This is a genomic window from Bradyrhizobium australafricanum, from assembly GCF_020329495.1.
GTDB lineage: Bacteria > Pseudomonadota > Alphaproteobacteria > Rhizobiales > Xanthobacteraceae > Bradyrhizobium > Bradyrhizobium australafricanum.
This window is the reverse complement of record NZ_JAGKJL010000001.1, coordinates 130,617-154,930: the sequence shown is the minus strand read 5'-3', so window position 1 is coordinate 154,930 and position 24,314 is coordinate 130,617. Positions and strand designations below refer to the sequence as shown.

The 24,314-nt window shown below is 63.1% G+C and carries 24 protein-coding genes; 11 read left to right on the top strand and 13 right to left on the bottom strand.

Features of this window, described 5'->3' with window-relative positions; translation table 11 throughout:
• Positions 1-45 precede the first annotated feature (45 nt).
• Together J6525_RS00800 and guaB are read left to right on the top strand one after the other, a co-directional pair.
• The gene (locus J6525_RS00800) at positions 46-297 is read left to right on the top strand and encodes a hypothetical protein (RefSeq protein ID WP_018271177.1); all 252 of its coding nucleotides are present in this window, start codon (positions 46-48) and stop codon (positions 295-297) included.
• Between the two features lie 183 nt (positions 298-480).
• On the top strand, positions 481-1,971 hold the full coding sequence (gene guaB / locus J6525_RS00795; protein ID WP_028335041.1) for an IMP dehydrogenase: 1,491 nt from the start codon (positions 481-483) through the stop codon (positions 1,969-1,971).
• A gap of 75 nt (positions 1,972-2,046) precedes the next feature.
• On the opposite strand, the gene J6525_RS00790 is transcribed toward guaB, so the two are convergent.
• The 6 genes from J6525_RS00790 to J6525_RS00765 all read right to left on the bottom strand — a co-directional run bounded on the left by J6525_RS00790 (position 2,047) and on the right by J6525_RS00765 (position 9,207).
• On the bottom strand, positions 2,047-2,889 hold the full coding sequence (locus J6525_RS00790) for an ABC transporter ATP-binding protein (RefSeq protein ID WP_225641304.1): 843 nt from the start codon (positions 2,887-2,889) through the stop codon (positions 2,047-2,049).
• A gap of 74 nt (positions 2,890-2,963) precedes the next feature.
• On the bottom strand, positions 2,964-4,289 hold the full coding sequence (locus tag J6525_RS00785) for an ABC transporter substrate-binding protein (RefSeq protein ID WP_225641302.1): 1,326 nt from the start codon (positions 4,287-4,289) through the stop codon (positions 2,964-2,966).
• A gap of 83 nt (positions 4,290-4,372) precedes the next feature.
• A complete protein-coding gene (locus J6525_RS00780) occupies positions 4,373-5,500 on the bottom strand; it encodes a branched-chain amino acid ABC transporter permease (RefSeq protein ID WP_141339946.1) in 1,128 nt (375 codons plus the stop codon).
• 15 nt (positions 5,501-5,515) lie between these two features.
• Positions 5,516-6,445 (bottom strand): branched-chain amino acid ABC transporter permease, encoded by a 930-nt coding sequence (locus tag J6525_RS00775; RefSeq protein ID WP_080667122.1) that lies wholly within the window; start codon positions 6,443-6,445, stop codon positions 5,516-5,518.
• Between the two features lie 9 nt (positions 6,446-6,454).
• On the bottom strand, positions 6,455-7,240 hold the full coding sequence (locus J6525_RS00770) for an ABC transporter ATP-binding protein (RefSeq protein ID WP_225641300.1): 786 nt from the start codon (positions 7,238-7,240) through the stop codon (positions 6,455-6,457).
• Entirely contained in the window at positions 7,237-9,207 is a 1,971-nt protein-coding gene (locus J6525_RS00765) for an AMP-binding protein (RefSeq protein WP_225641298.1), read from the bottom strand. The genes J6525_RS00770 and J6525_RS00765 overlap by 4 nt, the downstream gene beginning before the upstream one ends.
• Positions 9,208-9,892: 685 nt before the next feature.
• On the opposite strand from J6525_RS00765, the gene curA reads away from it, so the two are divergent.
• A complete protein-coding gene (gene curA, locus J6525_RS00760) occupies positions 9,893-10,915 on the top strand; it encodes an NADPH-dependent curcumin/dihydrocurcumin reductase (protein ID WP_225641296.1) in 1,023 nt (340 codons plus the stop codon).
• A gap of 144 nt (positions 10,916-11,059) precedes the next feature.
• Positions 11,060-11,317, top strand: a complete 258-nt coding sequence (locus tag J6525_RS00755) for a hypothetical protein (protein ID WP_092082141.1) — start codon at positions 11,060-11,062, stop codon at positions 11,315-11,317.
• Positions 11,318-11,323: 6 nt separating this feature from the next.
• Here J6525_RS00755 and J6525_RS00750 read toward each other — a convergent pair whose 3' ends face one another.
• A complete protein-coding gene (locus J6525_RS00750) occupies positions 11,324-12,160 on the bottom strand; it encodes a metallophosphoesterase family protein (protein ID WP_225641294.1) in 837 nt (278 codons plus the stop codon).
• On the opposite strand from J6525_RS00750, the gene J6525_RS00745 reads away from it, so the two are divergent.
• From J6525_RS00745 to J6525_RS00735, 3 genes are all read left to right on the top strand, one after another.
• A complete protein-coding gene (locus J6525_RS00745; protein ID WP_225641292.1) occupies positions 12,159-12,410 on the top strand; it encodes a hypothetical protein in 252 nt (83 codons plus the stop codon). The two genes, J6525_RS00750 and J6525_RS00745, sit on opposite strands and share 2 nt — an antisense overlap.
• A gap of 132 nt (positions 12,411-12,542) precedes the next feature.
• A complete protein-coding gene (locus tag J6525_RS00740; protein WP_076826618.1) occupies positions 12,543-12,965 on the top strand; it encodes an MAPEG family protein in 423 nt (140 codons plus the stop codon).
• 22 nt (positions 12,966-12,987) lie between these two features.
• On the top strand, positions 12,988-14,286 hold the full coding sequence (locus J6525_RS00735; RefSeq protein WP_225641290.1) for an RsmB/NOP family class I SAM-dependent RNA methyltransferase: 1,299 nt from the start codon (positions 12,988-12,990) through the stop codon (positions 14,284-14,286).
• Between the two features lie 172 nt (positions 14,287-14,458).
• Here the strand turns inward: J6525_RS00735 and J6525_RS00730 are convergent, their stop codons facing one another.
• Positions 14,459-15,733 (bottom strand): MFS transporter, encoded by a 1,275-nt coding sequence (locus J6525_RS00730; RefSeq protein WP_225641288.1) that lies wholly within the window; start codon positions 15,731-15,733, stop codon positions 14,459-14,461.
• 114 nt (positions 15,734-15,847) lie between these two features.
• Here J6525_RS00730 and J6525_RS00725 point away from each other — a divergent pair, with 114 nt between their 5' ends.
• Entirely contained in the window at positions 15,848-16,300 is a 453-nt protein-coding gene (locus tag J6525_RS00725) for a winged helix-turn-helix transcriptional regulator (protein WP_092081847.1), read from the top strand.
• 200 nt (positions 16,301-16,500) lie between these two features.
• Here J6525_RS00725 and J6525_RS00720 read toward each other — a convergent pair whose 3' ends face one another.
• A complete protein-coding gene (locus J6525_RS00720) occupies positions 16,501-16,833 on the bottom strand; it encodes a DHCW motif cupin fold protein (protein WP_225641286.1) in 333 nt (110 codons plus the stop codon).
• Between the two features lie 144 nt (positions 16,834-16,977).
• A complete protein-coding gene (locus J6525_RS00715) occupies positions 16,978-17,349 on the bottom strand; it encodes a nuclear transport factor 2 family protein (RefSeq protein ID WP_225641284.1) in 372 nt (123 codons plus the stop codon).
• Positions 17,350-17,486: 137 nt separating this feature from the next.
• Here J6525_RS00715 and guaA point away from each other — a divergent pair, with 137 nt between their 5' ends.
• Both guaA and J6525_RS00705 read left to right on the top strand, forming a co-directional pair.
• Positions 17,487-19,097 (top strand): glutamine-hydrolyzing GMP synthase, encoded by a 1,611-nt coding sequence (gene guaA / locus J6525_RS00710; protein ID WP_249795859.1) that lies wholly within the window; start codon positions 17,487-17,489, stop codon positions 19,095-19,097.
• A gap of 92 nt (positions 19,098-19,189) precedes the next feature.
• Positions 19,190-20,092 carry an HNH endonuclease gene (locus J6525_RS00705; protein WP_225641281.1) on the top strand — a complete coding sequence of 301 codons (903 nt, stop codon included), beginning with the start codon at positions 19,190-19,192 and terminating at the stop codon, positions 20,090-20,092.
• Positions 20,093-21,217: 1,125 nt separating this feature from the next.
• Here J6525_RS00705 and J6525_RS00700 read toward each other — a convergent pair.
• Positions 21,218-21,781, bottom strand: coding sequence for a TetR/AcrR family transcriptional regulator (locus J6525_RS00700; protein WP_225641280.1), 564 nt, complete (start codon positions 21,779-21,781; stop codon positions 21,218-21,220).
• A gap of 107 nt (positions 21,782-21,888) precedes the next feature.
• On the opposite strand from J6525_RS00700, the gene J6525_RS00695 reads away from it, so the two are divergent.
• Positions 21,889-22,542, top strand: a complete 654-nt coding sequence (locus J6525_RS00695; RefSeq protein ID WP_225641278.1) for a glutathione S-transferase — start codon at positions 21,889-21,891, stop codon at positions 22,540-22,542.
• A 191-nt stretch (positions 22,543-22,733) separates the two neighbouring features.
• Here the strand turns inward: J6525_RS00695 and J6525_RS00690 are convergent, their stop codons facing one another.
• Both J6525_RS00690 and J6525_RS00685 read right to left on the bottom strand, forming a co-directional pair.
• A complete protein-coding gene (locus J6525_RS00690) occupies positions 22,734-23,333 on the bottom strand; it encodes an NADPH-dependent F420 reductase (protein ID WP_249795858.1) in 600 nt (199 codons plus the stop codon).
• 36 nt (positions 23,334-23,369) lie between these two features.
• Positions 23,370-24,104 (bottom strand): SDR family NAD(P)-dependent oxidoreductase, encoded by a 735-nt coding sequence (locus J6525_RS00685; RefSeq protein WP_225641275.1) that lies wholly within the window; start codon positions 24,102-24,104, stop codon positions 23,370-23,372.
• Positions 24,105-24,314 lie beyond the last annotated feature (210 nt).

The following is a 24,314-nucleotide window of genomic DNA, read 5'->3' as shown; positions in this document are numbered from 1 at the left end:
CCTGCGTGACGCTGGTATGCATCCGCCCGTGTCCAAAGGTTCGCCGTGATCTACGTCCTTGCCGCTCTCCTGCCGCCGATCGGACTGCTCCTGAACGGACAGCCGTTTTCGGCCATCTTTAATCTGGTCCTGATCGTGTTTTGCGCGGTTTTCGGGCTGTTTTTCCACGTGTTGCTGCTGGTGCCGTCGGCCCATGCCGTGATCGCGGTCCACATGAAGCGCGAGGACCGGCGCCATCGCGAAATGGTCGAGGCGATCCGCCGCCATGGGCCGCCGCCGGGTTACCGGGCGCCCTGAACCGGCCCCCTAAAAAGGCCTGTGCATGGCTGGCAAACACTTTGATTCGTCATGCCGCCATGCTATCGACCAGCGTCAACCCCACCGATGGGCGCCGATTCGACGGTGACGCAGCGAGCGTCGCCGCAGGCGGCGTTCATCCGTAAGACCATCGCGGCTGGGCCGCAGATAAAGGAGTTGGCAATGGCCACGGGATTTCCGGCTATCCGCGAAGCCTTCACGTTCGACGATGTGCTGCTGAAGCCCGGTTTGTCCGACGTGCTTCCCTCGGAAGTCGATATTCGCTCGCGCGTCACCCGCGCGATCTCGCTCAACATCCCGATCATGGCGTCCGCGATGGACACCGTCACCGAGGCGCGCATGGCGATCGCGATGGCGCAGGCCGGCGGTCTCGGCGTCATCCACCGCAACTTCGATCCGGAAGGGCAGGCCGCGCAGGTGCGGCAGGTCAAGAAGTTCGAGTCCGGCATGGTGGTCAATCCGCTGACCATCGGCCCCGACGCCACGCTGGCCGATGCGCTGACCCTGATGAAGGAGAACGGCATCTCGGGCATTCCGGTCGTCACCGGTGCCGCCAAGAACGTGCCGGGCAAGCTGGTCGGCATCCTGACCAACCGCGACGTGCGCTTCGCCAGCGATCCCCGGCAGAAGGTCTCGGAGCTGATGACGCACGAGAACCTCGTCACGGTGCGCGAGGGCGTCGGCCAGGACGAGGCGAAGCGGATGCTGCACAAGCATCGCATCGAGAAGCTCCTCGTCGTCGACGACCAGTATCGCTGCGTCGGCCTGATCACCGTCAAGGACATCGAGAAGGCGGTCGCCCATCCGCTCGCCTGCAAGGACGAGCACGGCCGCCTGCGCGTCGCCGCCGCCACCACGGTCGGCGAGACCGGCTATGAACGCACCGAGCGGCTGATCGATGCCGGCGTCGATGTCGTCGTGGTCGACACCGCGCACGGTCATTCGCGCCATGTGCTCAACGCCGTCAACCGCATCAAGCGGCTCTCCAACGCGGTGCAGGTGGTGGCCGGCAACGTCGCGACCGAGGGCGGCGCGCAGGCGCTGATCGATGCCGGCGCGGACTGCATCAAGGTCGGCATCGGCCCCGGCTCGATCTGCACCACACGCATCGTCGCCGGCGTCGGCGTGCCGCAGCTTACCGCGATCATGGACGCGGTGGCGGCGGCGAAGAAGGCCGACGTGCCCGTGATCGCCGACGGCGGCATCAAATATTCCGGCGACCTCGCCAAGGCGCTCGCCGCCGGTGCCGACATCGCCATGGTCGGCTCGCTGCTCGCCGGCACCGACGAGACGCCGGGCGAAGTCTTCCTGTGGCAGGGCCGCTCCTACAAGGCCTATCGCGGCATGGGCTCGGTCGGCGCGATGGCGCGCGGCTCGGCCGACCGCTACTTCCAGCAGGACATCAAGGACACGCTGAAGCTCGTCCCCGAAGGCATCGAGGGCCAGGTGCCCTACAAGGGCCCGGTCGGCAATGTGATGCACCAGCTCGCCGGCGGGCTCAGGGCGGCGATGGGCTATGTCGGCGCCAAGGACATCAGGGATTTCCACGACAAGGCCGAATTCGTCCGCATCACCGGCGCCGGCCTGCGCGAGAGCCACGTCCATGATGTCACCATCACGCGCGAAGCCCCGAACTATCCGGGCGGGGTGTAGGCCCAAGCACCGTCATTCCGGGGCGGTCCGAAGGGCCGAACCCGGAGTCCCGGGAGTCCGGGACGCCATCATCCGCTAGGCGAGCCAGCGCTTGCGTCGCTTGTAGTGCTTCACATCGCGGTATGATTTTCGCTTCTCTCCGGCGACGCCAAGATAGAACTCCTTGACGTCCTCATTTGCGGCGAGCGCGTGCGCTTCGCCGTCCATCACCACGCGGCCGTTTTCGAGGATATAGCCGTGGCTTGCATATCTGAGCGCCATATTGGTGTTCTGCTCGGCGAGAAGAAACGACACAGCTTCCTTGGTGTTGAGATCCTTCACGATCTCGAAGATCTCTTCGACGATCTGCGGCGCGAGGCCCATCGATGGTTCGTCGAGCAGGATCATCTTCGGGCGTGACATCAGCGCGCGGCCAATCACGCACATCTGCTGTTCGCCGCCCGACGTATAGCCGGCGGTGGAATTGCGTCGCTCTTTGAGGCGGGGGAAATAAGCGTAGACACGTTCAAGGTCCTGCGCGATCGCGAGCTTGCCGTCCGTCCGTGTAAAGGCGCCGGTGAGGATGTTCTCCTCGACCGTCAGATGAGGGAAGGCGCGCCGCCCCTCCATCACCTGGATGCAGCCGCGTCGCACCACCTCGTTTGGCGACAGGGACTTCACCTCGACGCCGTTGAACAGGATCGAGCCCTTGGTGACCTCGCCGCGCTCTGCGTGCAGCAGATTGGAGACCGCCTTCAGCGTCGTCGTCTTGCCGGCGCCGTTGGCGCCGAGAAGCGCAACAATGCCGCCTCGCGGGACCTCCAGCGAGACGCCCTTCAACACGAGAATGACGTGATCGTAGACAACCTCGATATTGTTGACCGATAGGATCAGCGCTGCCGCTTCCGTCGCAGCGGTGACGACCTTGGCGGTTGACATGCGCAGACCTCCAAACTGAGCAGGGGCTGGGATCCGGGAGCAGGCAATCCTGCCTCCCGGATCGCTCGCAAGGGTCAGGTTTCTTTCGCGCAGTCGCGCGGCTTGATCTTCTTCTCCGCGGCATACTTCGCGGACACATCGGCGACGAGCGGCTCGATGAGCGATTCGTCAGCCGTGTACCAGTCGGAGATCACTTTCCAACTCTTGCCATCCCATTGCTGGACGCGCCCGTAGCGCGCGCCTTCGTGGTCGGAGCAGGAAATGCTGACCGGCTTCAACATTCCCTCAAAACCGAGCTCCTTGATTCGTGCGTCGGTGAGTATGAGGTTCTCAAGCCCCCAACGGACCTGTTCGCCCGTCAGCGGTTGCTTGCCGAATTTCTCTTGCGCCTTGCGGATCGCCTCTACGCCGAGCATGGCATTCGTGATGCCGCGGTTGTAGAGGACTTCGCCGATCTTGCCAGGTTCTGTCGAACCCTTTCCCTTGGCGTAGACGTACTTCTCTATGTCGGCGTGCGCGGGGAATTTTCCTGCGCCATGCTGAAGCATCAACGATTTGTAACCGCTGGCCTGATCGCCCGCCGGCGTCACATCCGGCTCTGCGCCTGACCACCAAACACCGATCATCTTGTCGCGCGGATAGGCGACGGCGGCGGCTTCCTTGATTGCCGTACTGTTCATGACGCCCCAGCCCCAGACCAGGACATAGTCCGGCCGATTCTGGCGGATCGCCAGCCATTGCGACTTCTGCTCGACGCCGGGATGCGTGACGGGGATCGGCGTGAATTCAAAGCCGTACTTCTGCGCCAGCACCTGCAGCATCGGAATTGGCTCTTTGCCATAGGGGCTGTCATGGTACAGCAGCGAAATCTTCCTGCCTTTCAGCTTGTCGAAGCCGCCGAGTTCCTTGGCGACGTGCTGGATCGCGATGTCGGCCGCGGACCAATACGTGCCGAGCAATGGAAAATTATATGCGAACACGGCGCCGTTCTTGGAATCGGCACGGCCATACCCCATCGTAATGATCGGGATTTTGTCAGCCGCGGTCTTTTCGGTGAGTGCGAAGGTGATCCCGGTCGACAGCGGATTGATGAAGGCCGCGCCGGTTGGTCCTTTGCTCTTGAGACGCTCGTAACACTCCACTCCCTTGTCGGTCGCGTAACCCGTCTCGCATTCCTCGATCAGAATCCTGACGCCGTTGATGCCGCCGTCACGTTCATTGATCAGGTTGTAGTAGTCTACGACGCCGTTTGCGTAGGGCGCGCCGTTCACAGCGTACGGTCCGGTCCGGTAAGACAGAATTGGGATGAATTGTTCGTTTTGCGCTGCGGCCGGTGCGCTAAGCGCCGCGCCGGCCAAGGCGGTCGCGAGTATCAGTAACCTGCGTGCAATACTTGCCATATTGATATCCTCCTTGCGGTACTTCCTTCCTCTTCATTGTCAGCGGCCGCCATTTCCATTGCGATCAAGGCACGATCGCTCCCTCAGTAGGGAAACGGCCAAAGTCTGAGCTTCTCCTTGCCGATCGATATCAGCCGGGCGAAGCCATGGGGTTCCTTGATGAGCAGATAGCAGATCAAGGATCCGAAGATGATGAACTGGAGGTGAGTGATCGTTTGCGTCGACAGTGGCAGGCCGAGCTTGGTCGGAATCACATTCAGCATGATCGGCACGATGAGGATGAACGCTGCTCCGATGAACGAACCCATGATCGAGCCGAGCCCGCCGATGATGACCATGAACAGAAGCTCAAGCGAGCGGTCGATCGAGAACGCAAGCGGCTCCCATGAACCGAGGTAGACGAACGCCCAGAGCGCACCCGCCACCCCGATGATGAACGAAGAGACCGCGAAAGCCGTTAGTTTTGCATAGAGCGGCCTGATGCCGATCAGCTCGGCGGCGATATCCATGTCGCGGATCGCCATCCACTGCCTGCCGAGATTGCCGCGCACGAGATTTTTCGCCAACACCGCCATCACGGTCACGAAGAGCAGGCACAGCAGGTAACGCTCGACCGGCGAGCGAACGACCATGCCGAAGAAATCCAGTTCCGGCGCATTCACTGATCCCGACGGGGCGTAGTTGGTGAACCATGGGATCCGCAGGAATGCCCAATCGAAGAAGAACTGCGCGGCGAGCGTTGCGACCGCCAGGTAGAGACCCTTGATCCGCAGACTGGGAATGCCGAACAGGATTCCGGCACCCGCCGCCATGAACCCGCCAAGCAGAATAGATGCCAGCACGGGCAACGGCGGGATCGCGATCGCGAAGCCGAGCCAGGCAAGCGGGATATGAACGCCGGTCGCCAGCTTGTAGGCGGAATAGGCGCCGATGGCCATGAACGCGCCGCTGCCGAGCGAGATCTGGCCGCAATAGCCGACGAGAATGTTTGTCCCGATGGCGGCGAGCGCCAGGATGAGGAAGGGCAGCAGGATGGCCCACAACAGATAGTCGGTGCCGAACGGCCAGATCCGGAAGGTGGCCAACAGCGGCACGCCAATGAAAGCAATCGCGAGCAAGACGGCGAGGGCAATACGATCCTGCCGGATCGGGAAGATCGCCATGTCCTCCGCATAGGTCGCCTTGAACTGGCCAGCTTCGCGATAGAGCACAACGACCTCCTTGCCTCAGACACGTTCGATGATCCGCTCGCCGAACAGGCCCTGCGGCCGCAAGAGCAGCACCGCCAACGCCAGCACATAGGCAAACCAATATTCGATGCCGCCGCCGATGGATGGCCCGAGATATACCTCTGCGAGCTTCTCACCGGCCCCGACAATGAGCCCGCCGACGATGGCTCCGGGAATGGAGGTGAGGCCGCCGATGATCAGGACCGGCAAAGCCTTCAGCGCGAGAAACGTGATGGAGAACTGCACGCCAAGCTTGGTCCCCCACACGGTCGCCGCGACGAGCGCAACGAGGCCGGCAACGAGCCAGACCACGAACCAAATCCAACTGATTGGAATCCCGATCGAGTGCGCGGCCAAATGGTCGTCGGCCACGGCTCTGAGCGCGCGACCGGTCTTGGTGCGCTGAAAGAAGACCGCGAGGCCGGCGACCAGGACGCCCGCGATCAATGCGCCCCAGACATCCAGCTTGTTGACCAGAATTCCGCCCGGGAACAGGCCTTCAAACAAGAACCAGGCGTCGGTCGGGAACAGCCGCAGCGGGTAGACATCCGATCCGAAGATCATCTCCGCGGCGCCCTCGATGACGAATGTCACGCCGATCGTCGACATGAACAGCGTCAAGCCGTCCTGATTGACCAGAGGTCCGATCACGAACCGCTCGATGAGCCAGGCGGTTGCCGCCATGATCACGGCGGCAAAGCCGATAGCGAGGATGACCGCGACCCAAAGCGGAAGGCCGTTGGCGACCAGGAGGTCGAGGGCGCGAACCAGCGCCAATCCCGCGAGCAACACCATTGCTCCCTGCGCATAGTTGAATACGCCGGATGCCTTGAAGATCAGCACGAAGCCGAGCGCGACCAGCGAATAGAGCACGCCGGACATCAATCCGCCGATAAGGACCTCGAGAAACTGACCCAGTGCGATCATGGACGCACCTCAATGCGCGACGCCAAGATATGCGTCGATGACGGCTTGACTTCTCTTCACTTCATCAGGCGTGCCGTCGGCGATCTTCACGCCGTGATCAAGCACCGCTACGCGGTCCGACAGATCCATGACCACGGCCATGTCATGCTCGATCAGGGCAATGGTCGTGCCGTAATGGTTGTTCACATCAATGATGAACCGCGACATGTCCTCCTTCTCCTCGAGGTTCATGCCTGCCATCGGCTCGTCGAGGAGCAGAAGGTCGGGCTCCATCGCCAGGGCGCGACCGAGTTCAACTCGCTTCTGCAAGCCGTATGGCAGACGCCCGACCGGTACCTTGCGGATTGTCTCGATCTCGAGAAAGTCGATGATCTCCTCGACCTTGCGCCGATGCTCGATCTCCTCTGCGAGGGCAGGGCCATAACGCAGCAGCTGCCACAACAGCCCCCGGCGGACCTTCAAGGTGCGGCCTGCCATGATGTTGTCGAGCGCGCTCATGCCCTTGAACAAGGCGACATTTTGAAAGGTGCGCGCGATGCCGCCGCGCGCCGCCTCGAACGGCTGCATTTTGGACCGGGTCCTGCCCTTGAAGGTGATCGCGCCATGGTTGGGATGATAGAAACCGTTGACGACGTTCAGCATTGAGGTTTTGCCGGCGCCGTTGGGGCCGATGATGGCGCGAATTTCGCCTTTCTTGACGTTGAACGAGACGTCCCGCAGCGCCTTGACGCCGCCGAAGGCCAGTGCCACGCCCTCGACCTGCAGCAGGATTTCGTTGGCGTTTGACGCTCTCATGCTGCTCTTCCCAGCGATTCTGCCGGACCGATGATTTGCATGTCGCGAATCTCGACTCGTGCCGCGATCGTGCCCTTCCGGCCATCCTCAAACGTGACTTCCGTGGAAATGTCGGCGTCATGCTCTCCGTTGTAGAGTGCCGTGACCAGCGACGCATAGCGTTCGGCAATGAAGCGGCGGCGCACTTTCTGCGTGCGGGTCAGCTCGCCGTCATCCGCGTCGAGCTCCTTGTGCAGAATGAGGAAGCGGCGAATCTGGGCGCCCGCAAGCACCGTTTCCCCGGCCAGAGAGCGGTTCACCGCGGCAACGTCTTTGGCGACCATGTCGTAGACCAGCGGATGCCCGGCAAGCTCCTGATAGGACCCGTAGGCGACGTTGTTGCGTTCCGCCCAATTCGCGACCGCGACCGGGTCGATGTTGAGCATGGCGCATACGAACTCTCTGGAGTCACCGAACGTGATCGCTTCCTTGATATTGGGATAGAACTTCAGCTTGTTCTCAAGGTACTTGGGAGCAAACATCGTGCCGTCAGCCAATCGACCGACGTCCTTCGCACGATCGATGATCTTCAGATGCCCGGTTTTCTCGTCGAAAAAGCCCGCATCGCCGGTCCTGACATATCCGTCGGACGTCGTCGCTTCCGCGGTCTTTGCCTGATCCTTGAAATATCCGAGGAACATGCCGGGCGAGCGAAACTGCACTTCGCCCGAGTCCGCGATGCGGATGTCGACGTTGGGCGCCGGCGGACCAACCGTATCCGGATAGATCTCGCCATCGGGCTGACACGTTACATAGAGGAACGCTTCGGTCTGGCCGTAGAGCTGTTTTAGGTTCAGTCCGATGGCGCGGTAGAACGCGAACAGATCCGGACCGATAGCTTCGCCTCCGGTGTATGCGACGCGCACCTGAGACAGGCCAAGAACGTTCTTGAGAGGCTCGTAGACCAGCCAGCGTCCGAGCGCATAGAGCAATCGGCCTGACAGCGGCACCGGACGTCCCGTCAAGACTTGCTCGCCATACCGCCGCGCGACGTCCAGAAAGTAGCTGAACAATCGCCGCTTGATCGGCGCTGCGTCCTCCATCCGGACCATCAGCCGCGTCAGCATGGCCTCGTAACCGCGTGGCGGGGCCAAGTAGAAGGTTGGTCCTATCTCATGCCGATCCTGCTCGATTGTGTTGCTGCTCTCGGGGCACGCCATGCAGAATCCGGCCACCAGGCCTTGCGCATAGCTGACGTAATGATCGCCCGCCCAAGCCAGCGGCAGATAGGCCAGCACCACGTCCTTGTCGGTCAACTTGTCGAACCGCGTGGTGTCGGTTGCGGCATCGATGCAGCCTCGCGCCGACAGCATGACGCCCTTGGGCGCGCCGGTCGTTCCCGAGGTGTAGAGGATGATCGCGATGTCCGAACCGTTGCCGGCCCGAATGGATTCATCGATCCGTTCGCCAAGTGCTGCGTCGGCTGCAAGCGCGGCGCGGCCGTCATTGATGATATCGCCGATTGCGATCAGTCGACCGTGGTCGTAGCCGTCGATTCCGCGCGGTTCGTCGTAGATAATCCTGTTGAGTTGCGGCAGTCGGTCGGACACCGACAGGACCTTGTCGACCTGCTCCTGGTCCTGCGCTGCGACCAGCGTCACCTCGGCGTGGGCGAGAACAAAAGCAAGCTCATCAGCCACTGCATCGGAGTAGACTGGAACGGGGATCGCGCGCAGCGTCTGCGCTGCCATCATGGTCCAGTAAAGCTTGGGCCGATTGGAGCCGACGACCGCGATTGTCTCGCCTGGCCGCAAGCCGAGGCGATGCAAGCCGGCAGCGTAGCTACGTATGATTTCGGCAACCTCAGCCCAGGTCCAGCTCTGCCAGATGCCAAGATCCTTGTGCCGGAACGCTGGCCGCGTGCCAAATTGTGCCGTGTTTCGCAGCAGCAATTTGGGAAACGTGTCATACGATCCGCCGCCGGCCATGTCGGTCTCGATCCAAAAACCGAAGCGTTGGTTCGCTCCTGTTATGGTGATGCCTGCTCCATTTTTGGGTAGCAGACATGCGAGTGCCGCATGGTCCGAGATTACAGCGAATCGCAAGTCCGACAAGTGCCAGATTGATAGGTCGCGTTTTTGCCGCGGGCGCGCGCGGCAGAGATAGGTCTACCGGCTGCCAATTCGCCGAAGGTGAATCCGGCCGCCACCAGACGGACATTGCGGCGCGAAGACGCTGATCGGCTCTCAAGAGGTAACCCCAATGCTTCGGAGAGCCTCATGTCCATCGGACGGTCCCGCGAAGCTGACCGGAGTCCTGCGCCACTCAGGTTTCGAGGGCGACCGGAAACCGGTTGCCGATTTGCTGCGCGGCCGCCCTCGTTGCGATCATGGAGGGCCGCTGTGCCGGATCGCGAGGTCGGATGAGGCGACTTGACTACGGCCGCTTCGTCTGCCGGTGGCGCGTCGTGACAAACTGCCGCCACCAGGGGGCCCTGCGAACCGCCGCGACGTGACGGTATCGCGTTGGCGCCAATGTGCCTGGCATGATGGCTGTCATTTCAAACAACATTTCAAACAACGCAACGCGAAGACAGCAAATCCATTTCCCTTGCGGGGAGGTGGATTGCATGACTACGTGTGCGCCACGAACCAATCATCCCAAGAGGAAATCATGTCCCAAGGAAAGCGCATCGTTCTGGCTTCGCGCCCGCACGGCGAGCCCACGTCGGCCAATTTCAGGCTCGAGGACTACACGCCGCCGGCACCGGGTGCGGGCGAGGTGTTGCTCCGCACCATCTGGCTGTCGCTCGATCCCTATATGCGCGGCCGCATGGCCGACGGTCCGTCCTATGCCGCACCGGTGCCGGTCGGAGGCGTGATGGAAGGCGGCACGGTGAGCGAGGTGATCGCCTCCAACAATCCCGGCTTTGCCAAGGGCGATATCGTACTGTCGCGCGCGGGCTGGCAGACGCATGTGCTGTCCGACGGCAAGGGCCTTGCCAAGATCGATCCGAAGATCGCGCCGATCTCGACCGCGGTCGGTGTACTCGGGATGCCCGGCATGACCGCCTATACCGGCCTGCTCGAGATCGGCAAGCCGCAGGAGGGCGAGACGGTGGTGGTCGCGGCGGCGTCCGGCGCGGTCGGCTCGGCGGTCGGCCAGATCGCCAAGATCAAGGGCGCGCGGGCGATCGGCATCGCCGGTGGCAAGGACAAGTGCGCGTATGTCAAGAACGAGCTTGGCTTCGACGAGTGCCTCGACCACCGCGATCCCAATCTCGCGGCGAAGCTGAAGGAAGCCTGCCCGAAGGGCATCGACGTCTATTTCGAGAATGTCGGCGGTGCAGTGTTTGACGCGGTGTTTCCGCTGCTCAACGCGTTCGCGCGCATCCCGGTCTGCGGTCTGATCGCGCATTACAACGACACCGAAGCGCATGCCCCGAAATGGGCCGGCGCGATGATGCGCAACATCCTGACCAAGCGCTTGACCTTCCGCGGCTTCATCGTCAGCGACTTCGCCGCCATGCATGGCGACTTCCTCCGCGACATGTCGCAGTGGGTGCGCGAGGGCAAGGTCAAGTACAAGGAGTTCGTGACCGAGGGCCTGGACAGCGCGCCGGAGGCCTTCATGGGCCTGCTCAAGGGCGCCAATTTCGGCAAGCAGCTGGTCCGGGTCGGGCCGGACAAGGTCTGAGTTACAGGCCCCGGAAGCTCCCATTCCGCGCAACAAAGTATCAAAAGCGCCACAATGGCGGGGATTTGGGGGCCTTTTGGCCCCCATTTGCTTGACGGAGACCCGCAGCAGTTGATTCAATATGGCTATATTTCAGGTGTAGCCATGATTTTTGAAGCTATTGTTGTCGGGGTCATTCTCCTCGCCGTCGGCTATTGGGCGACGATGTTCGTCATGGGCCGCCGCGACGACGTCCTGCATGGAAAATTCGTCGAGGAGCAGCCGGATACGACGCCGGTCCGCTTCATGCCGCACGTAGCTCGCGTACGGCCCGCGCAGGCGGCACCACAGCCCGACGGGGACTCGCTTCAGGCGCTGCTCACCGTGATCAAGCAGGACCTGCACGACGCGGCGCGGAGCTGACGCGGCTCAGGCCGGCTGCTTGCCGAGCAGCATGTCCAGGTCGACATCGACCTGGCCCTTCGCCCTGACGTGGCGGACCTCGAAACTGTCGGGCTGGAAGCGGTATTCGACGAGACCAACTTCCTTGATGCCGATCACCTCCTGCCGCGCGTCGGAGATGATGAAGCCGGCCGAGGGCGCCCAGATGTGTCTGACATGCTCGAACGTATAGTCGCGACGCTGGTGCACATGGCCGCTGCCGACCAGGCGCCAATCGACCTTGCCGAACATCTCGATCAGGCGGCGGCGCGCCGGTTGCGGCACGAACCGGATCGCGGTCTCGGCGCGCTCGGCATCGTAGGGCAGGTCGAGATAGAGCGGCTTGTGCAGGAACAGCGCGACCGGCCTGCCGACCGCCTTGTCGAGCGCGCCTGCGAGCCAGTCGAACTGCTCGGCCTCGCTGTCGAGGCCGGTGTTCATGATCAGTGAATTCAGCCCGATGAAGCACCAGCCGGCAGCGTCGAAATGCCAGCGGTCCTCGCCGAGCACCGAGGTGAAGGCGCCGCGCGTTTCCTCGGTCGGCAGTTGTGAAGGCGTGGGGCCGACCGCGGTCGGATTGTCGCCGATGTCGTGATTGCCCGGCAGATAGTGGCAATCGACCGGCAGCGCGTTGTGCAGCTCCTTGGCGAATGCGAGGTCGTCGCGGCTGGTCGGCCCGTCGAACGAGACGTCGCCGGAGTTGAGCACGAGATCGGGACGCGTCGCGTCGATGTGCTCGCTGACGCGATGAAAGTTGTCGATCAGCGGCTTGAAGCGGCGCGCGAGATGGGTGTCGGAGATTTGTGTCAGGCGAAATTGGGGCATGCATCGCTCCTTTCGGCCGGAGCATAGGTCGGCGCGAAGTCGGAACGATGACGATTTCGCCGTCTTATTCGATGCCTCGTTTGAAGCCTTGTTTGATGTGTTGTTTGGTTTTGCGCCTTTTGGGCGGCCGCTGATCGCCAGTTGCCGCACCGACGCCGGCGAGCCCGCCGTCACCGGGCACACCGCTTCTCGGGGCCGCGCTGTCGAGGATGGGCTGATGATGCTTATCGCGTCAACCGTGAGGGGCTGAAACCGCCATTGGTCCTGGGAGTTGGTCACCCGGGCTCGGAAGGTTCAACGGGTTACCGCGCACGCTTCATTGTGTTGGGGGCGAGTGGCGGCTAAGAGGGCGGCGGGCGCCCGCGGCTGAGGGAGATTTTTGATGTCGGTTCAAATGGTTCTGCTGCCGGTCTTCATCCAGATCGGGATCACCTTCGCGCTGTTGTTCGCCATGGCGACGACGCGCACGAGGGCGCTGACGAGCGGCGAGACAAAGATCGCCGATATCGCGCTGCGCGAGCCGAACTGGCCGGCCCAGGCCACCAAGTTCGGCAACTGCTTCGCCAACCAGTTCGAGCTGCCGATCCTGTTCTATGTCCTGATCGCTATTGCGCTGCCGCTGCGCCGTGCCGATCTGTTCATCGTGCTGATGTCCTGGGTGTTCGTGGTGACGCGGTTTGCCCATGCCGGCGTGTTCGTCACCTCCAACGACGTGCGGCCGCGCTCGCTCGCCTGGTTCGCCGGCGCGCTGGTGCTGGCGGCCATGTGGCTGTATTTCGCGCTCAGACTGCTGCTGCTGATCTGATGCGCCCAACCGAAAGAGACCAATGACCCCCGCTGCCCGGCTTTCCGCCGCGATCGAGCTGATCGCCACCATCGACGCACAGCGCATTCCCGCGGCGAAAGCGCTGAAGGAATGGGGCACCGCGCACCGTTATGCCGGCTCCGGCGATCGCGCCGCGATCTCCGGCCTGATCTGGGACGTGCTGCGCCGGCAATCCTCCGCGGCCTGGTTGATGGATGACGCCAGCGCGCGGTCGCGCGTGCTCGGCATGCTCAAGCTCGAACGCGGCATGGACATCGCTACGATCCAGGCGCTGTGCGACGGCGGCCGGTTCGCGCCGGATCCGCTGACCGCGACCGAGGAGGCCGCATTGGTCTCGCGCTCGCTCGAGGATGCGCCGGCGCATGTCGCGGGCGATTATCCGGACTGGCTCGACCCGCATCTGGCAAGGGTGTTCGGCGACGACCGCGCGGCGGAAGCGACCGCGATGGCGAGCCGCGCGCCGCTCGACCTGCGCGTCAACACGCTGCGCGGCAAGCGCGAGAAGGTGCTGCCGCGGCTGTCGCATCTCGGCGCCAGGGAAACGCCGTGGTCGCCGCTCGGCCTGCGCATCGAGCTCGGCGCCGACGCGCGCAATCCGGGCATCCATGCCGAGGAGGATTTCATCAAGGGCGCCATCGAGGTCCAGGACGAGGGCTCGCAGCTCGCCGCGCTATTCTCGGCGGCCAAGCCCGGCGAGCAGGTGATCGACCTCTGCGCCGGCGCCGGTGGCAAGACGCTGGCGGTGGCGGCGATGATGCAGGGCAAGGGCCGGCTGATCGCGACCGACAGCGACAAGCGCCAGCTTGCGCCGATCCATGAGCGGCTGTCGCGCGCCGGCGTGCACAATTGCGATGTGCGCACGCCGCGCGGCGAGGAGGAGGTGCTGTCCGACATCAAGGCGTCCGCCGACCTCGTGCTGATCGACGCGCCCTGCACCGGCACCGGGACCTGGCGCCGCAATCCCGACGCCAAATGGCGCATGCGCCCCGGCGCGCTCGAGGTGCGGCTGAAGGATCAGGCCGAGGTGCTGGAGCGCGCCGCGCCGCTGGTGAAGGGCGGCGGCCGCATCGCCTACATCACCTGCTCGGTGCTCTCGGAGGAGAACGGCGAGCAGGTCAGGGCCTTCATCGCGCGGCATCCGGAGTTCTCCGTGCAGCCGCCGGAACAGACCGCAGCGGTGCTGTGGGACAAGGCCGAGCAATTTGCGGAGGCCGCATTGCTGTCGCCGGAGGGCCTGCTGATGACGCCGCGCCGCACCGGCACGGATGGGTTCTTCGTCTCGGTGTTGAAGAAGGCGTAACGCTTCCCCCGCCGTCATTGCGAGGAGCTCGCGACAAAATTGCAGAGCAATTTTGCGCTGAAGCGACGAAGCAATCCATTTCTCCGCTTGCGGCACGATGGATTGCTTCGCGGAGCCTGTCATCGGGCGCGCGTTCGCGCGACCCGTTGGCTCGCAATGACGGGCGTGTCCACTACGCTTCGGAGCACGCACCAATCGGCACCGGCGTCCGGCTCACCACGATGACCCAGTACAGCAGCGCGCAGGCGCTGATCGCGGCACCCAGCACGCAGACGCCGGGCCAGCCGGCGACGGCATAGGCCATTGTCGAACTGATCGCGCCAAAACCTGTTCCGATCGAGTAGAACACCATGTAGCCGCCGACCAGCCGGCTCGCCGCGTCGGGGCGTGCGGCGACGATCAGGCTCTGGTTGGTGACATGGATCGCCTGCACCGCGAAGTCGATCATCAGGACGCCGGCCACGACCAGCCATAGCGAGGTGTTGAGGCAGGCGATCGGCACCCAGCCGGCGAGCATCAGCAGCAGCGACAGGCCGGTGGTGCGCTGTCCCCAGCCGCGGTCGGCGAGCTGGCCGGAATTGCGCGCCGCCAGCGCGCCGGCGAGGCCGGCGATTCCGAGCATCCCGATCGTGGTGTGCGACAACGAGAGCGGGGGTGCCGCGAGCGGCAGCACGACCGAGCTCCAGAACACGCTGAAGCTTGCGAAGATCAGAAGCGCGAACACCGCGCGTTCGCGCAGGACCTGCTCCTCGACGAACAGCGCGAGCGTCGAGCGCAGCAGCTTGGCGTAGGACGATCCGGCCATCGGCTGCGGCGCATGCCGCGGCAGCGCGCGTGCCAACAGCACCGCCAGCACCAGCGTCAGCACGGCCGAGGTGAGATAGACCACGCGCCAGCCGCCGAGATCGGCCAGCGCGCCGGCGGCAAACCGTGCCAGCAGAATGCCCGAAACCACGCCGCTGGTGACGGTGCCGATGGTGCGGCCGCGGTCGGCCGGCGCTGCCAGCGTCGCGGCGTAGGCGACCAGCACCTGGATCACGACGGCGAGCAGCCCGACCAGCACCATGCCGACAAGCAGCACCGCGGCGTTCGGCGCGGCGCCGACGATGATGAGCGCGATCGCCGACAGCACGGTCTGGCCGACGATCAGCCTGCGGCGGTCCCAGAGATCGCCGAGCGGCACGATCAGCATCAGGCCGAAGGCGTAGCCGACCTGGGTCAGCGTCACGACGCCGCCGATCACCGCCGGCGTGATGGAGAGATCCTGCGCCATGGTATCCAGCAGCGGCTGCGCGAAATAGATGTTGGCGACGCTCAGCCCGCAGGCGACGGCGAACAGCAGTACGACGGCGGGAGACAGAGCGCGAGCCGTGGTGTGGCTGGGCCTGTTGTGCGTCTTGTGATCGGCCTCGGCCGGTCCGGCCTTGGCCATGGTCTGGTTCGTCATCTTGCCTCCGCTGCAATTCGCAATCTGGTCTCATCATGAGACCAGTTGCGCCGGGCGCTGTCTAGTCCTATTTTAGGACCAGTTCGGAATCGTGATCGAGAAAGGTTGGCCGCGATGAAGCGGACCGCATTTGCCAAAGCGGAATGCCCGGTGGCGCGCGCGCTGGACGCGATCGGCGACTGGTGGTCGCTCCTGATCGTGCGCGACGCGTTCGACGGCCTGCGCCGGTTCGGCGACTTCCAGAAGAATCTCGGCATCGCCAAGGGCATGCTGACGACGCGGCTGCGCACGCTGATCGAGCTCGGCGTGCTCGAGCAGGTCGCAGCCTCCGACGGCAGCGCCTATCAGGAATATGTGCTGACGAAGCGGGGCCACGACCTGTTCCCGATCGTGGTCAGCTTGCGGCAATGGGGCGAGGCGCATCTCTTTGCGCGCGGCGAGCCGCATTCGGTGCTGCTCGACCAGGCCGGGCAGGCGGTTGGGCAGCTCATGCTGCCGTCGAAGAGCGGCAAGCCGCTGAGCTGGGCGGACACGAAGGTGAGCAAGGTGGCGGCGCGGAGGCGGTGAGCGAAGGGCGGACTCTCTCCACGTCATTGCGAGGAGCGAAGCGACGAAGCAATCCATGTCTCGGCAAGCGGCGCGATGGATTGCTTCGCTACGCTCGCAATGACGGGGATGGAGCCGGGCCGTCGCCCTTCGAGACGCGCTACGCGCTCCTCCAGCGACAAAGGCGAAGCCTTTGCGCGGGGGTGACGGACGACGTGTGATCAATCCACAATAAACAGCGTCGCACCCGTCTTGGTCGACGAACGATGCGCGGCGTCGCCGAAGTCGGAGACCTGGTAGCTCATGCCCGGCTTCAGCGTGAATCTGCGGCCGTCGCGCAGCTCGGTGTCGAGCTCGCCCGCGACGACGTAGAGCACATGGCCGCGATCGCACCAGTGATCGGCGAGATAGCCGGGCGAATATTCGACCATCCGGACCCGCAGCTCGCCGATGTTGAGCGTGCGCCACAGCGCTTGCCCGGTTTCGCCGGGATGCACTGAAGGCTCGAGCTTGTTCCAGTCGGTGACGGTGAAGGGCAGGGTCGGGATTTTCATGGGCGTGGTTCCTGACGTTCTGCCCAACTTACGATTCCTCTACCGTCATTGCGAGGAGCGAAGCGACGAAGCAATCCATCGTTCCGCATATGCGGACAAAATGGATTGCTTCGCTGCGCTCGCAATGACGAGGAGAGAGCGCGGTCAACCCACCAGATGGTTCGCCGAGCCTTGCCTGATCTTGCCTTCGGCATCCAGTCGCAAATACTCGCAGATCTTGTTGCCGCGTTCGTTCTGGTAAAACACGACAACGCTGTCCGGCGACACATAGAGGTCGATCAGCTCGAAATGCAGCTCGGGCAATTTCGCCAGCGCCGCGCTCCAATAGGCCCGCAAGCTCGCCTTGCCGCGCACGGTGCCTGACGCGCCGAAGCCGAGCGGCGGGATCCGGTCCGAGGTCATCTCGGCATCCTCGGCATACATCGAAAGCACCCGCTCGAGGTCGCGCGCGTTCCAGGCGGCGATCCAGTCGCGGCCGAGCAGGGCAAGGCGGGATGGCTCGTGAAAATCCGGCATTGGTTTCCTCCATGTGGCTTATGGCCAAATTAGGTCAATAATACTGACCTATATGGATTTGTCCATGCCCAAAGAAGAATGTGGGCGCCCCTTCGAGCGCGGTTGCGGGGGCGGGCGCCGTCGCGTATCTGCTTGCCATGACAGCCCAGCACACAGCCCAAGACACAGCTCAAGCGCCGTCGACGCCCTCCGTGGCCTCGGCGCATGACAAGATTCTGATTGTCGATTTCGGCAGCCAGGTGACGCAACTGATCGCCCGCCGCGTCCGCGAGATGGGCGTCTATTCCGAGATCGTGCCGTTCCAGAAGGCGGAGGCCGCCTTCAAGGAAATGAAGCCGAAGGCGGTGATCCTCTCCGGCGGCCCTGAATCCGTGCACGAGACCGGCTCGCCGCGCGCGCCGCAACTGATCTTCGAATCCGGCGTTCCCGTGCTCGGCATCTGCTACGGCCAGATGACGCTCGCGGCCCAGCTCGGCGGCGAGGTCGAGGGCGGACACCATCGCGAGTTCGGCCGTGCCGATGTCGAGGTGAAGACCGACAGCCAGCTGTTCGACGGCATCTGGGGCCATGGCGAGAAGCACCAGGTGTGGATGAGCCATGGCGACCGCATCACCAAGATGCCGCCCGGCTTCTCCGTCGCCGGCACCTCGCCGAACGCGCCGTTCGCGATCATCCAGGACGAGACGCGCAAATATTACGGCCTGATGTTCCATCCCGAGGTGGTGCACACGCCGGATGGCGCCAAGCTGCTGCGCAACTTCGTGCGCAAGGTCGCGGGGCTCACCGGCGACTGGACCATGCGGGCGTTCCGCGAGGAGGCGATCGAGAAGATCCGCGCCCAGGTAGGCCCGGGCAAGGTGATCTGCGGCCTCTCCGGCGGCGTCGATTCCGCCGTGGCAGCGGTCCTGATCCATGAGGCGATCGGCGACCAGCTCACCTGCGTGTTCGTCGATCACGGCCTGCTGCGGCTCGACGAGGCCAAGACCGTCGTCGACCTGTTCCGCAACCACTACAACATCCCGCTGGTCCATGTGGACGCGTCGAAAGAGTTTCTGGGCGAGCTCGAGGGCGTCACCGACCCCGAGGTGAAGCGCAAGACCATCGGGCGCCTGTTCATCGACGTGTTCGAGGCCGAAGCTAAGAAGATCGGCGGCGCCGCATTCCTGGCACAGGGCACGCTCTACCCCGATGTGATCGAGAGCGTCTCCTTCACCGGCGGTCCGTCTGTCACCATCAAGTCGCACCACAACGTCGGCGGCCTGCCTGATCGCATGAACATGAAGCTGGTCGAGCCGCTGCGCGAGCTCTTCAAGGACGAGGTGCGCGTGCTCGGCCGCGAGCTCGGCCTGCCCGAAGTGTTCGTCGGCCGCCACCCGTTCCCGGGCCCCGGCCTCGCCATCCGCTGCCCCGGCGACATCACCAGGGAGAAGCTCGACATCCTGCGCAACGCGGATGCGGTCTATATCGACCAGATCCGCAAGCACGGGCTCTACGACGCGATCTGGCAGGCTTTCGCGGTGCTGCTGCCGGTGAAGACCGTCGGCGTGATGGGCGACGGCAGAACTTACGAATACGTCGTCGGCCTGCGCGCCGTCACCTCGACCGACGGCATGACCGCGGATTTCTACCAGTTCGACATGAAATTCTTAGGGGAAACCGCGACGCGCATTATCAACGAGGTGAAGGGCGTCAACCGGGTGGTGTACGACGTGACGTCTAAGCCGCCGGGGACGATTGAGTGGGAGTGATGTCCAGTCGCGAAAAAGCAGATCCCACGATGACTTCTTGGAGCGTTGTTACGAAGACCAAATAGATCCGGGGAGGTCGGGCCGAAGAAGCTATGGGATTTGGCGTATTCATTCATCGGTCGGACTCGATCTACGACGATAGTCCTGCGGAAAAGTATCAGTTCCCCAGCCAGTATTTGCGCCGCGTCGAGGCCTGCGTCGATGACTGGATTGTCTACTACGAACCAAGCAAAGTGGCTGAAACAAAGGGTTACTTTGCAATCGCCAAGGTTCGTCAAGTTATCCCCGATCCCGGCATTTCCGGGATGTATCTCGCGCTGATCGAGCCGGGAACCTATCTCGACTTCGCAAATCCGGTCCCCTTCAACGGTGCGACGGGACCGGTAGAGCGAGGTGTTCTCAATGATCAGGGACGCATATCCGGACGGGCTCAATCGGCGGTTCGTCCACTTTCACCTGAAGATTTTGCCAGGATAGTCGAACTGGGCTTCGAGGAAGACGTGCCTCTGTTGCCGCGTTCCGACAATGATGTGCCATCGCTCGATATTGGAGAGGGAGAACAAGCGCCCTTCATATACGACCAGCAACGCGACCGCGTAACCGTTACGATGTCGAGGATCATGCGCGACCGGGTCTTTCGTCGCGTGGTTCTACGTGCCTATGACGAACGGTGCGCGATCACAGGACTAAAGCTGATCAATGGAAGAGGGCGCGCGGAAGTCGCCGCCGCACACATTCGGCCAGTGGAGGCGAGCGGGCCGGATATTGTTAGCAACGGGATCGCGCTTTCAGGGACGGCGCATTGGATGTTCGATCGGGGCTTGATTAGCTTGGCTGACAATTTGGAAATATTGATCTCGCGGCAGACCAATGATCCGCGAGGCATACGATCGATAATTAACCAATCAGGACACGCGCTTGCACCGCAGCGCGTGTCCGATCGTCCGCATCCGCATTTCCTGAGATGGCATCGTGAATATTGCTTCAAGCAGTGATGAGCTTGCAGGCGCTTGGAAAGCGTAGCCCGGATGAGCGAAGCGATATCTGGGGCATTTCCTGTCAGCGCCTCCTGTGACGTCCCGCATATCGCTCCGCTCATGCGGGCTACTCGCTGAGCAGTACCGACGCCATCACGCCTCCGGCGGGACTGGTCTCGGATTTTCGCTGCGCTCCCTCCGGGCTACGGCCGACACGTGTCGCGCGGCTGAGTTGCTTCGGTGCAAATCAAATTCCTTGACGCCACCTGCGACAAATCAACCCGACGGGCAACTCAGCAAAACCCGTCAACCCGGCGATAAGAAAATATTCCGCTTGGCGTTTGACCCAACTCAGATGTTCAATATGCGCGTCCCACCCGACACGAGGGGCGTTTCGCGATCGTCACGAGCGTGGTGTGGGATGCGGTGGACGCTGAGTGCGCGACTGACGAGTGCGCATGAAGCGGACGGTGAAGTCGTGTGGTCCTGACGCCCTAGTGGTAGGTGTCTTCCGCGAGATGCGAAACATCTTCGCGAAACGGTGACAAAAAAGCCCAGTCTCGCCGGGGAGAGCACGAAGTAAGCCGCACAACCATCGCGCAAGGAAGGCCGGATGTTTCCGGTTACACCTGTGGTCCGACCCCCGAGCTTCCTACCCATTGCTCGGGGCCCATGGGTGCGATCGGCACCCGGTCTTCCCTGCGCCCTCTGATCGAAGAGGGTGAAACCAACATCAAGTCTCGGACGATTATCGTCGCGAGAACGCGCTGCCATATCTGGTGCTGTTTGAAACCGTTGAACCGAACTGCGCGCTGTTCATCCGGCGCGGCCAGGGTGTCTCCCCACTGTTCGAACGGCGCCCGTGCGCCGATTACTGCTCCTTCTTGAACAAATCCTGGAAGATGAGCGGGCCCCAGATGCGGCCGCGTGCGTGTACCAGCGAGCGTAGCCCGGATGAGCCAACGGGTCGCGCGAACGCGCGCCCGATGACAGGCTCCGCGATATCCGGGGCACTTCCTGTCAGCGTGTCGCGTGGTGTCCCGCATATCGCTTCGCTCATGCGGGCTACTTGCTACCATGGCTTAGAACAATCGAGTGGGAGCAGGGCGTCGCCGCCTCACGTCGATCTGACATTCGGGCCATCTATGCCGGCAGAAGACCCGCGGCGCGATAGCTGTCGATCATCGAGTCGTAGAGCGAAATATCGGAGCGGCTTCTGGCGATGAGCTGCGCGCCGGCGACGGCGGCGAAGATGGCACGGGCCCGCTGTTCGCTCTTTCTGGAACCGACCAGGCCCGCGGCCACCAACAGCTTGCTCAGCCACGCGACGTTGACGTCGGCAAAGGTCTGGACCTCCTTCTTCACTGCCTCCGGCAGCTCGTCGACTTCCGCCGACATGAAGCTACAGAGGCACATGCGATTGTTGTTCTCGAGCGCTTTGCGAAACACATCGGGATATCGACGCAGGCAGCGGACAGGATCGGCCGTTTCTGCCAGCATCGCCTCGAGTTGGGCGGCAGTGTCCTCCCAGTAGCGCTGCGCGACGGCCACGCCGAGATCGGCCTTGCTCGGAAAATGGTGATAGATGCTGGCGGCCTTGATCCCGACTTCGTCCGCGAGATCACGGAAATTCAAGCCGCCATAGCCGCGCGCCTGCGCGGTCCGCTTTGCTGCCGCCAGGATGGCCTCCCGAGAGCTCGAACTCACTTCGTCGCCTCACTGCTTCGTTATCTACCAAGTGACAGATAGGCGTTGACCGGCCGGATTTGAAGGCTAGTTTTACCCTACCAAGTGACAGGTAGACAGGAGTCATGATGAAGATCTACGATTGGCCAACTGGCCCATATCCGGCCCGCGTTCGCATCGCTTTGGCCGAGAAGAACCTGCGGCCGCAAGTGGAGTTCGTATTGGTCGATCTCTACAAGGGCGAGCACAAGAAGCCCGAATTCCTCGCCAAGAACTACTCCGGCACGCTGCCGGTGCTCGAGCTCGACGACGGGACCTTCATTGGCGAGTGCACGGCCATCACCGAGTACCTTGACGCGCTCGATGGCGCGCCGACGCTGACCGGCAGGACGCCGCGCGAAAAGGGCGTGATCCACATGATGAGCAAGCGCGCCGAACTGGAACTGCTCGACGCCGTCAGCGCCTATTTCCACCACGCCACGCCGGGCCTCGGGCCTCATGTCGAGATCTATCAGAACCCCGAATGGGGATTCCGTCAGCGCGACAAGGCCCTCAGGGGGATGCACTACTTTGACGGCATTCTGAAAGCACAGCCGTTCGTCGCCGGCGAGGCGTTCACGATGGCCGACATCACCCTCATAGGCGGCTTGATCTTCGCGGGACTCGTGAACGTGCCGGTGCCGATGGAGTGCGAGGCTCTTTTGGCATGGTATGCCGCGATGCAGGAGCGTCCCAGCGTGAAGAACCGGATAGCCATGTCCGAGCCGATCGAGGCATCTTGATTGAGATCGTCGTTTGCGAACACCGCCCTCGCGAGTCTTACGCGAGGGCGGATCGCCAGGATGGCAAGCGTAGCCCGGATGAGCGCAGCGACATCCGGGGCATTTCTATCTGCGCGTCGCGGGTGCCCCGCATATCGCTGCGCTCATGCGGGCTACTCGCGTCTCGGGCCAAATCACACGGCCGGGATCAATCACTGCTCCTTCTTGAACAAATCCTGGAAGATGAGCGGGCCCCAAGTGCGGCCGCGTGCGTGCACCAGCGCGCCACCCTCGTTGAGCCTTCCCAGCTTGACGGGCGCGAACCCGAGTTGCTTCGCCAAGGCCGCCACAGGCGCGACCGCGTCCTCGTCGTCACCAGACAGCAAGACCACCCGGTGCCCACCCTCGACGATCGGATCGGCAGCCAGGATGGCCGCAATCAGGTGATTGAACCCTTTGACGAGCTTGGCGCCGGTGAACGCCTTCGCGACGAAGGCGGAGGACGGCAGGCCGTCCAGCTCTTCAGGGACTGGAAACGCGTTCATCGCGTCGATCACCGTCTTGCCTTTCCAGCTCGGCAGGGCCTTCGCGACCTCGCGATGCTCCCCGAACGGGACCGCCAGGATGATTGTGTCGGCCTCGAGCGCTTCCCGCAGCGACTTGGCGACGACCCCGGGTCCAATCGCCCGAGCCTGTGGCGCCAACGCCTCGGGCGGCCGGCGGCTTGCGACGATCACGTCGATGTTTTTACGGGCGAAGGCGTGGGCGAGGGCCTGGCCTATCTTACCGAATCCTACGATCGCGTAGCTCATAGTGCTTCTCCGATCCGTGTTGGTGTTGATTCGATTTCAGATGGCCGAAAAACCGCCGTCGACAGACAACTCCACCCCATTCACGAAGCTCGAATCGTCTGAAGCAAGAAACAGCGCGGCCGCCGCAATTTCCTCAGGGCGACCCATCTTTCCCCGCGGGATCAGGGATTCGAACATCCGCTTCGCCTCCTCGGTGAGGACCTGGTCTTGCATCGGAGTGGCGATCGGCCCCGGGCTCAGCACGTTCACCCGGATATTCCTGCCCTTCAGTTCGTTGAGCCAGGTGCGTGCGAATGAGCGCAACGCCGCCTTGCTCGCCGCATACACGCTGTAACCAGGAAAGCCCTTCACCGACGCGACCGACCCGGTCATGAAGATCGATCCGCCATCGTTGAACAGCGGCAACGCCTTCTGGACCGTAAACAGCGTGCCGCGCGTATTCAGGCCGAAGGCCGCATCGAAATGCTGCTCGGTAATCTCCCCCAGTGGGACGGCGTTGCCGATGCCGGCGCTCGCGTACAGGACGTCGATCCTGTCCTTTTCCCGCTTGACTGTATCGAACAAACGATCGAGGTCGTCGAGATTGGCCGCATCGCCGCGCACGCCGGTTACGTTCCGGCCGATCAGCTTGACCGCCTCGTCGAGCACCTCCTGCCTTCGGCCCGTGATGAAAACATAGGCGCCTTCTTCAACGAACCGCCTGGCGCTCGCCAGCGCCATGCCGCTCGATCCACCCGTGATGACTGCAACCTTACCCTCAAGCTTTCCCATGACTTCTCCTTTCGTCGTGTCGGACAGCGTCTCTGGTCCCATTTTGCGAGATGGCCCCCGAGAACCTCGACGTAGCTCCGCCGGCGTCAGGCGTTGAGTGCGGAAGCGCGCACATCGGTGGTGCGAAATCGATCCGGCCGGATGACTGACGACAGCCGCGACGATCGGTGTCCGCCGTTCGGAATTGGGCCGCGCTTGTCGGCGTGGCTA

Bases quoted from the DNA above. Each gene is read 5' to 3' on its own strand.
- guaB (WP_028335041.1), top strand. From the start codon at position 481: ATGGCCACGGGATTTCCGGCTATCCGCGAAGCCTTCACGTTCGACGAT.
- J6525_RS00790 (WP_225641304.1), bottom strand. From the start codon at position 2,889: ATGTCAACCGCCAAGGTCGTCACCGCTGCGACGGAAGCGGCAGCGCTG.
- J6525_RS00785 (WP_225641302.1), bottom strand. From the start codon at position 4,289: ATGGCAAGTATTGCACGCAGGTTACTGATACTCGCGACCGCCTTGGCC.
- J6525_RS00775 (WP_080667122.1), bottom strand. From the start codon at position 6,445: ATGATCGCACTGGGTCAGTTTCTCGAGGTCCTTATCGGCGGATTGATG.
- J6525_RS00770 (WP_225641300.1), bottom strand. From the start codon at position 7,240: ATGAGAGCGTCAAACGCCAACGAAATCCTGCTGCAGGTCGAGGGCGTG.
- J6525_RS00765 (WP_225641298.1), bottom strand. From the start codon at position 9,207: ATGGCCGGCGGCGGATCGTATGACACGTTTCCCAAATTGCTGCTGCGA.
- curA (WP_225641296.1), top strand. From the start codon at position 9,893: ATGTCCCAAGGAAAGCGCATCGTTCTGGCTTCGCGCCCGCACGGCGAG.
- J6525_RS00755 (WP_092082141.1), top strand. From the start codon at position 11,060: ATGATTTTTGAAGCTATTGTTGTCGGGGTCATTCTCCTCGCCGTCGGC.
- J6525_RS00745 (WP_225641292.1), top strand. From the start codon at position 12,159: ATGCATCGCTCCTTTCGGCCGGAGCATAGGTCGGCGCGAAGTCGGAAC.
- J6525_RS00750 (WP_225641294.1), bottom strand. From the start codon at position 12,160: ATGCCCCAATTTCGCCTGACACAAATCTCCGACACCCATCTCGCGCGC.
- J6525_RS00740 (WP_076826618.1), top strand. From the start codon at position 12,543: ATGTCGGTTCAAATGGTTCTGCTGCCGGTCTTCATCCAGATCGGGATC.
- J6525_RS00735 (WP_225641290.1), top strand. From the start codon at position 12,988: ATGACCCCCGCTGCCCGGCTTTCCGCCGCGATCGAGCTGATCGCCACC.
- J6525_RS00730 (WP_225641288.1), bottom strand. From the start codon at position 15,733: ATGACGAACCAGACCATGGCCAAGGCCGGACCGGCCGAGGCCGATCAC.
- J6525_RS00725 (WP_092081847.1), top strand. From the start codon at position 15,848: ATGAAGCGGACCGCATTTGCCAAAGCGGAATGCCCGGTGGCGCGCGCG.
- J6525_RS00720 (WP_225641286.1), bottom strand. From the start codon at position 16,833: ATGAAAATCCCGACCCTGCCCTTCACCGTCACCGACTGGAACAAGCTC.
- J6525_RS00715 (WP_225641284.1), bottom strand. From the start codon at position 17,349: ATGCCGGATTTTCACGAGCCATCCCGCCTTGCCCTGCTCGGCCGCGAC.
- guaA (WP_249795859.1), top strand. From the start codon at position 17,487: ATGACAGCCCAGCACACAGCCCAAGACACAGCTCAAGCGCCGTCGACG.
- J6525_RS00705 (WP_225641281.1), top strand. From the start codon at position 19,190: ATGGGATTTGGCGTATTCATTCATCGGTCGGACTCGATCTACGACGAT.
- J6525_RS00695 (WP_225641278.1), top strand. From the start codon at position 21,889: ATGAAGATCTACGATTGGCCAACTGGCCCATATCCGGCCCGCGTTCGC.
- J6525_RS00690 (WP_249795858.1), bottom strand. From the start codon at position 23,333: ATGAGCTACGCGATCGTAGGATTCGGTAAGATAGGCCAGGCCCTCGCC.
- J6525_RS00685 (WP_225641275.1), bottom strand. From the start codon at position 24,104: ATGGGAAAGCTTGAGGGTAAGGTTGCAGTCATCACGGGTGGATCGAGC.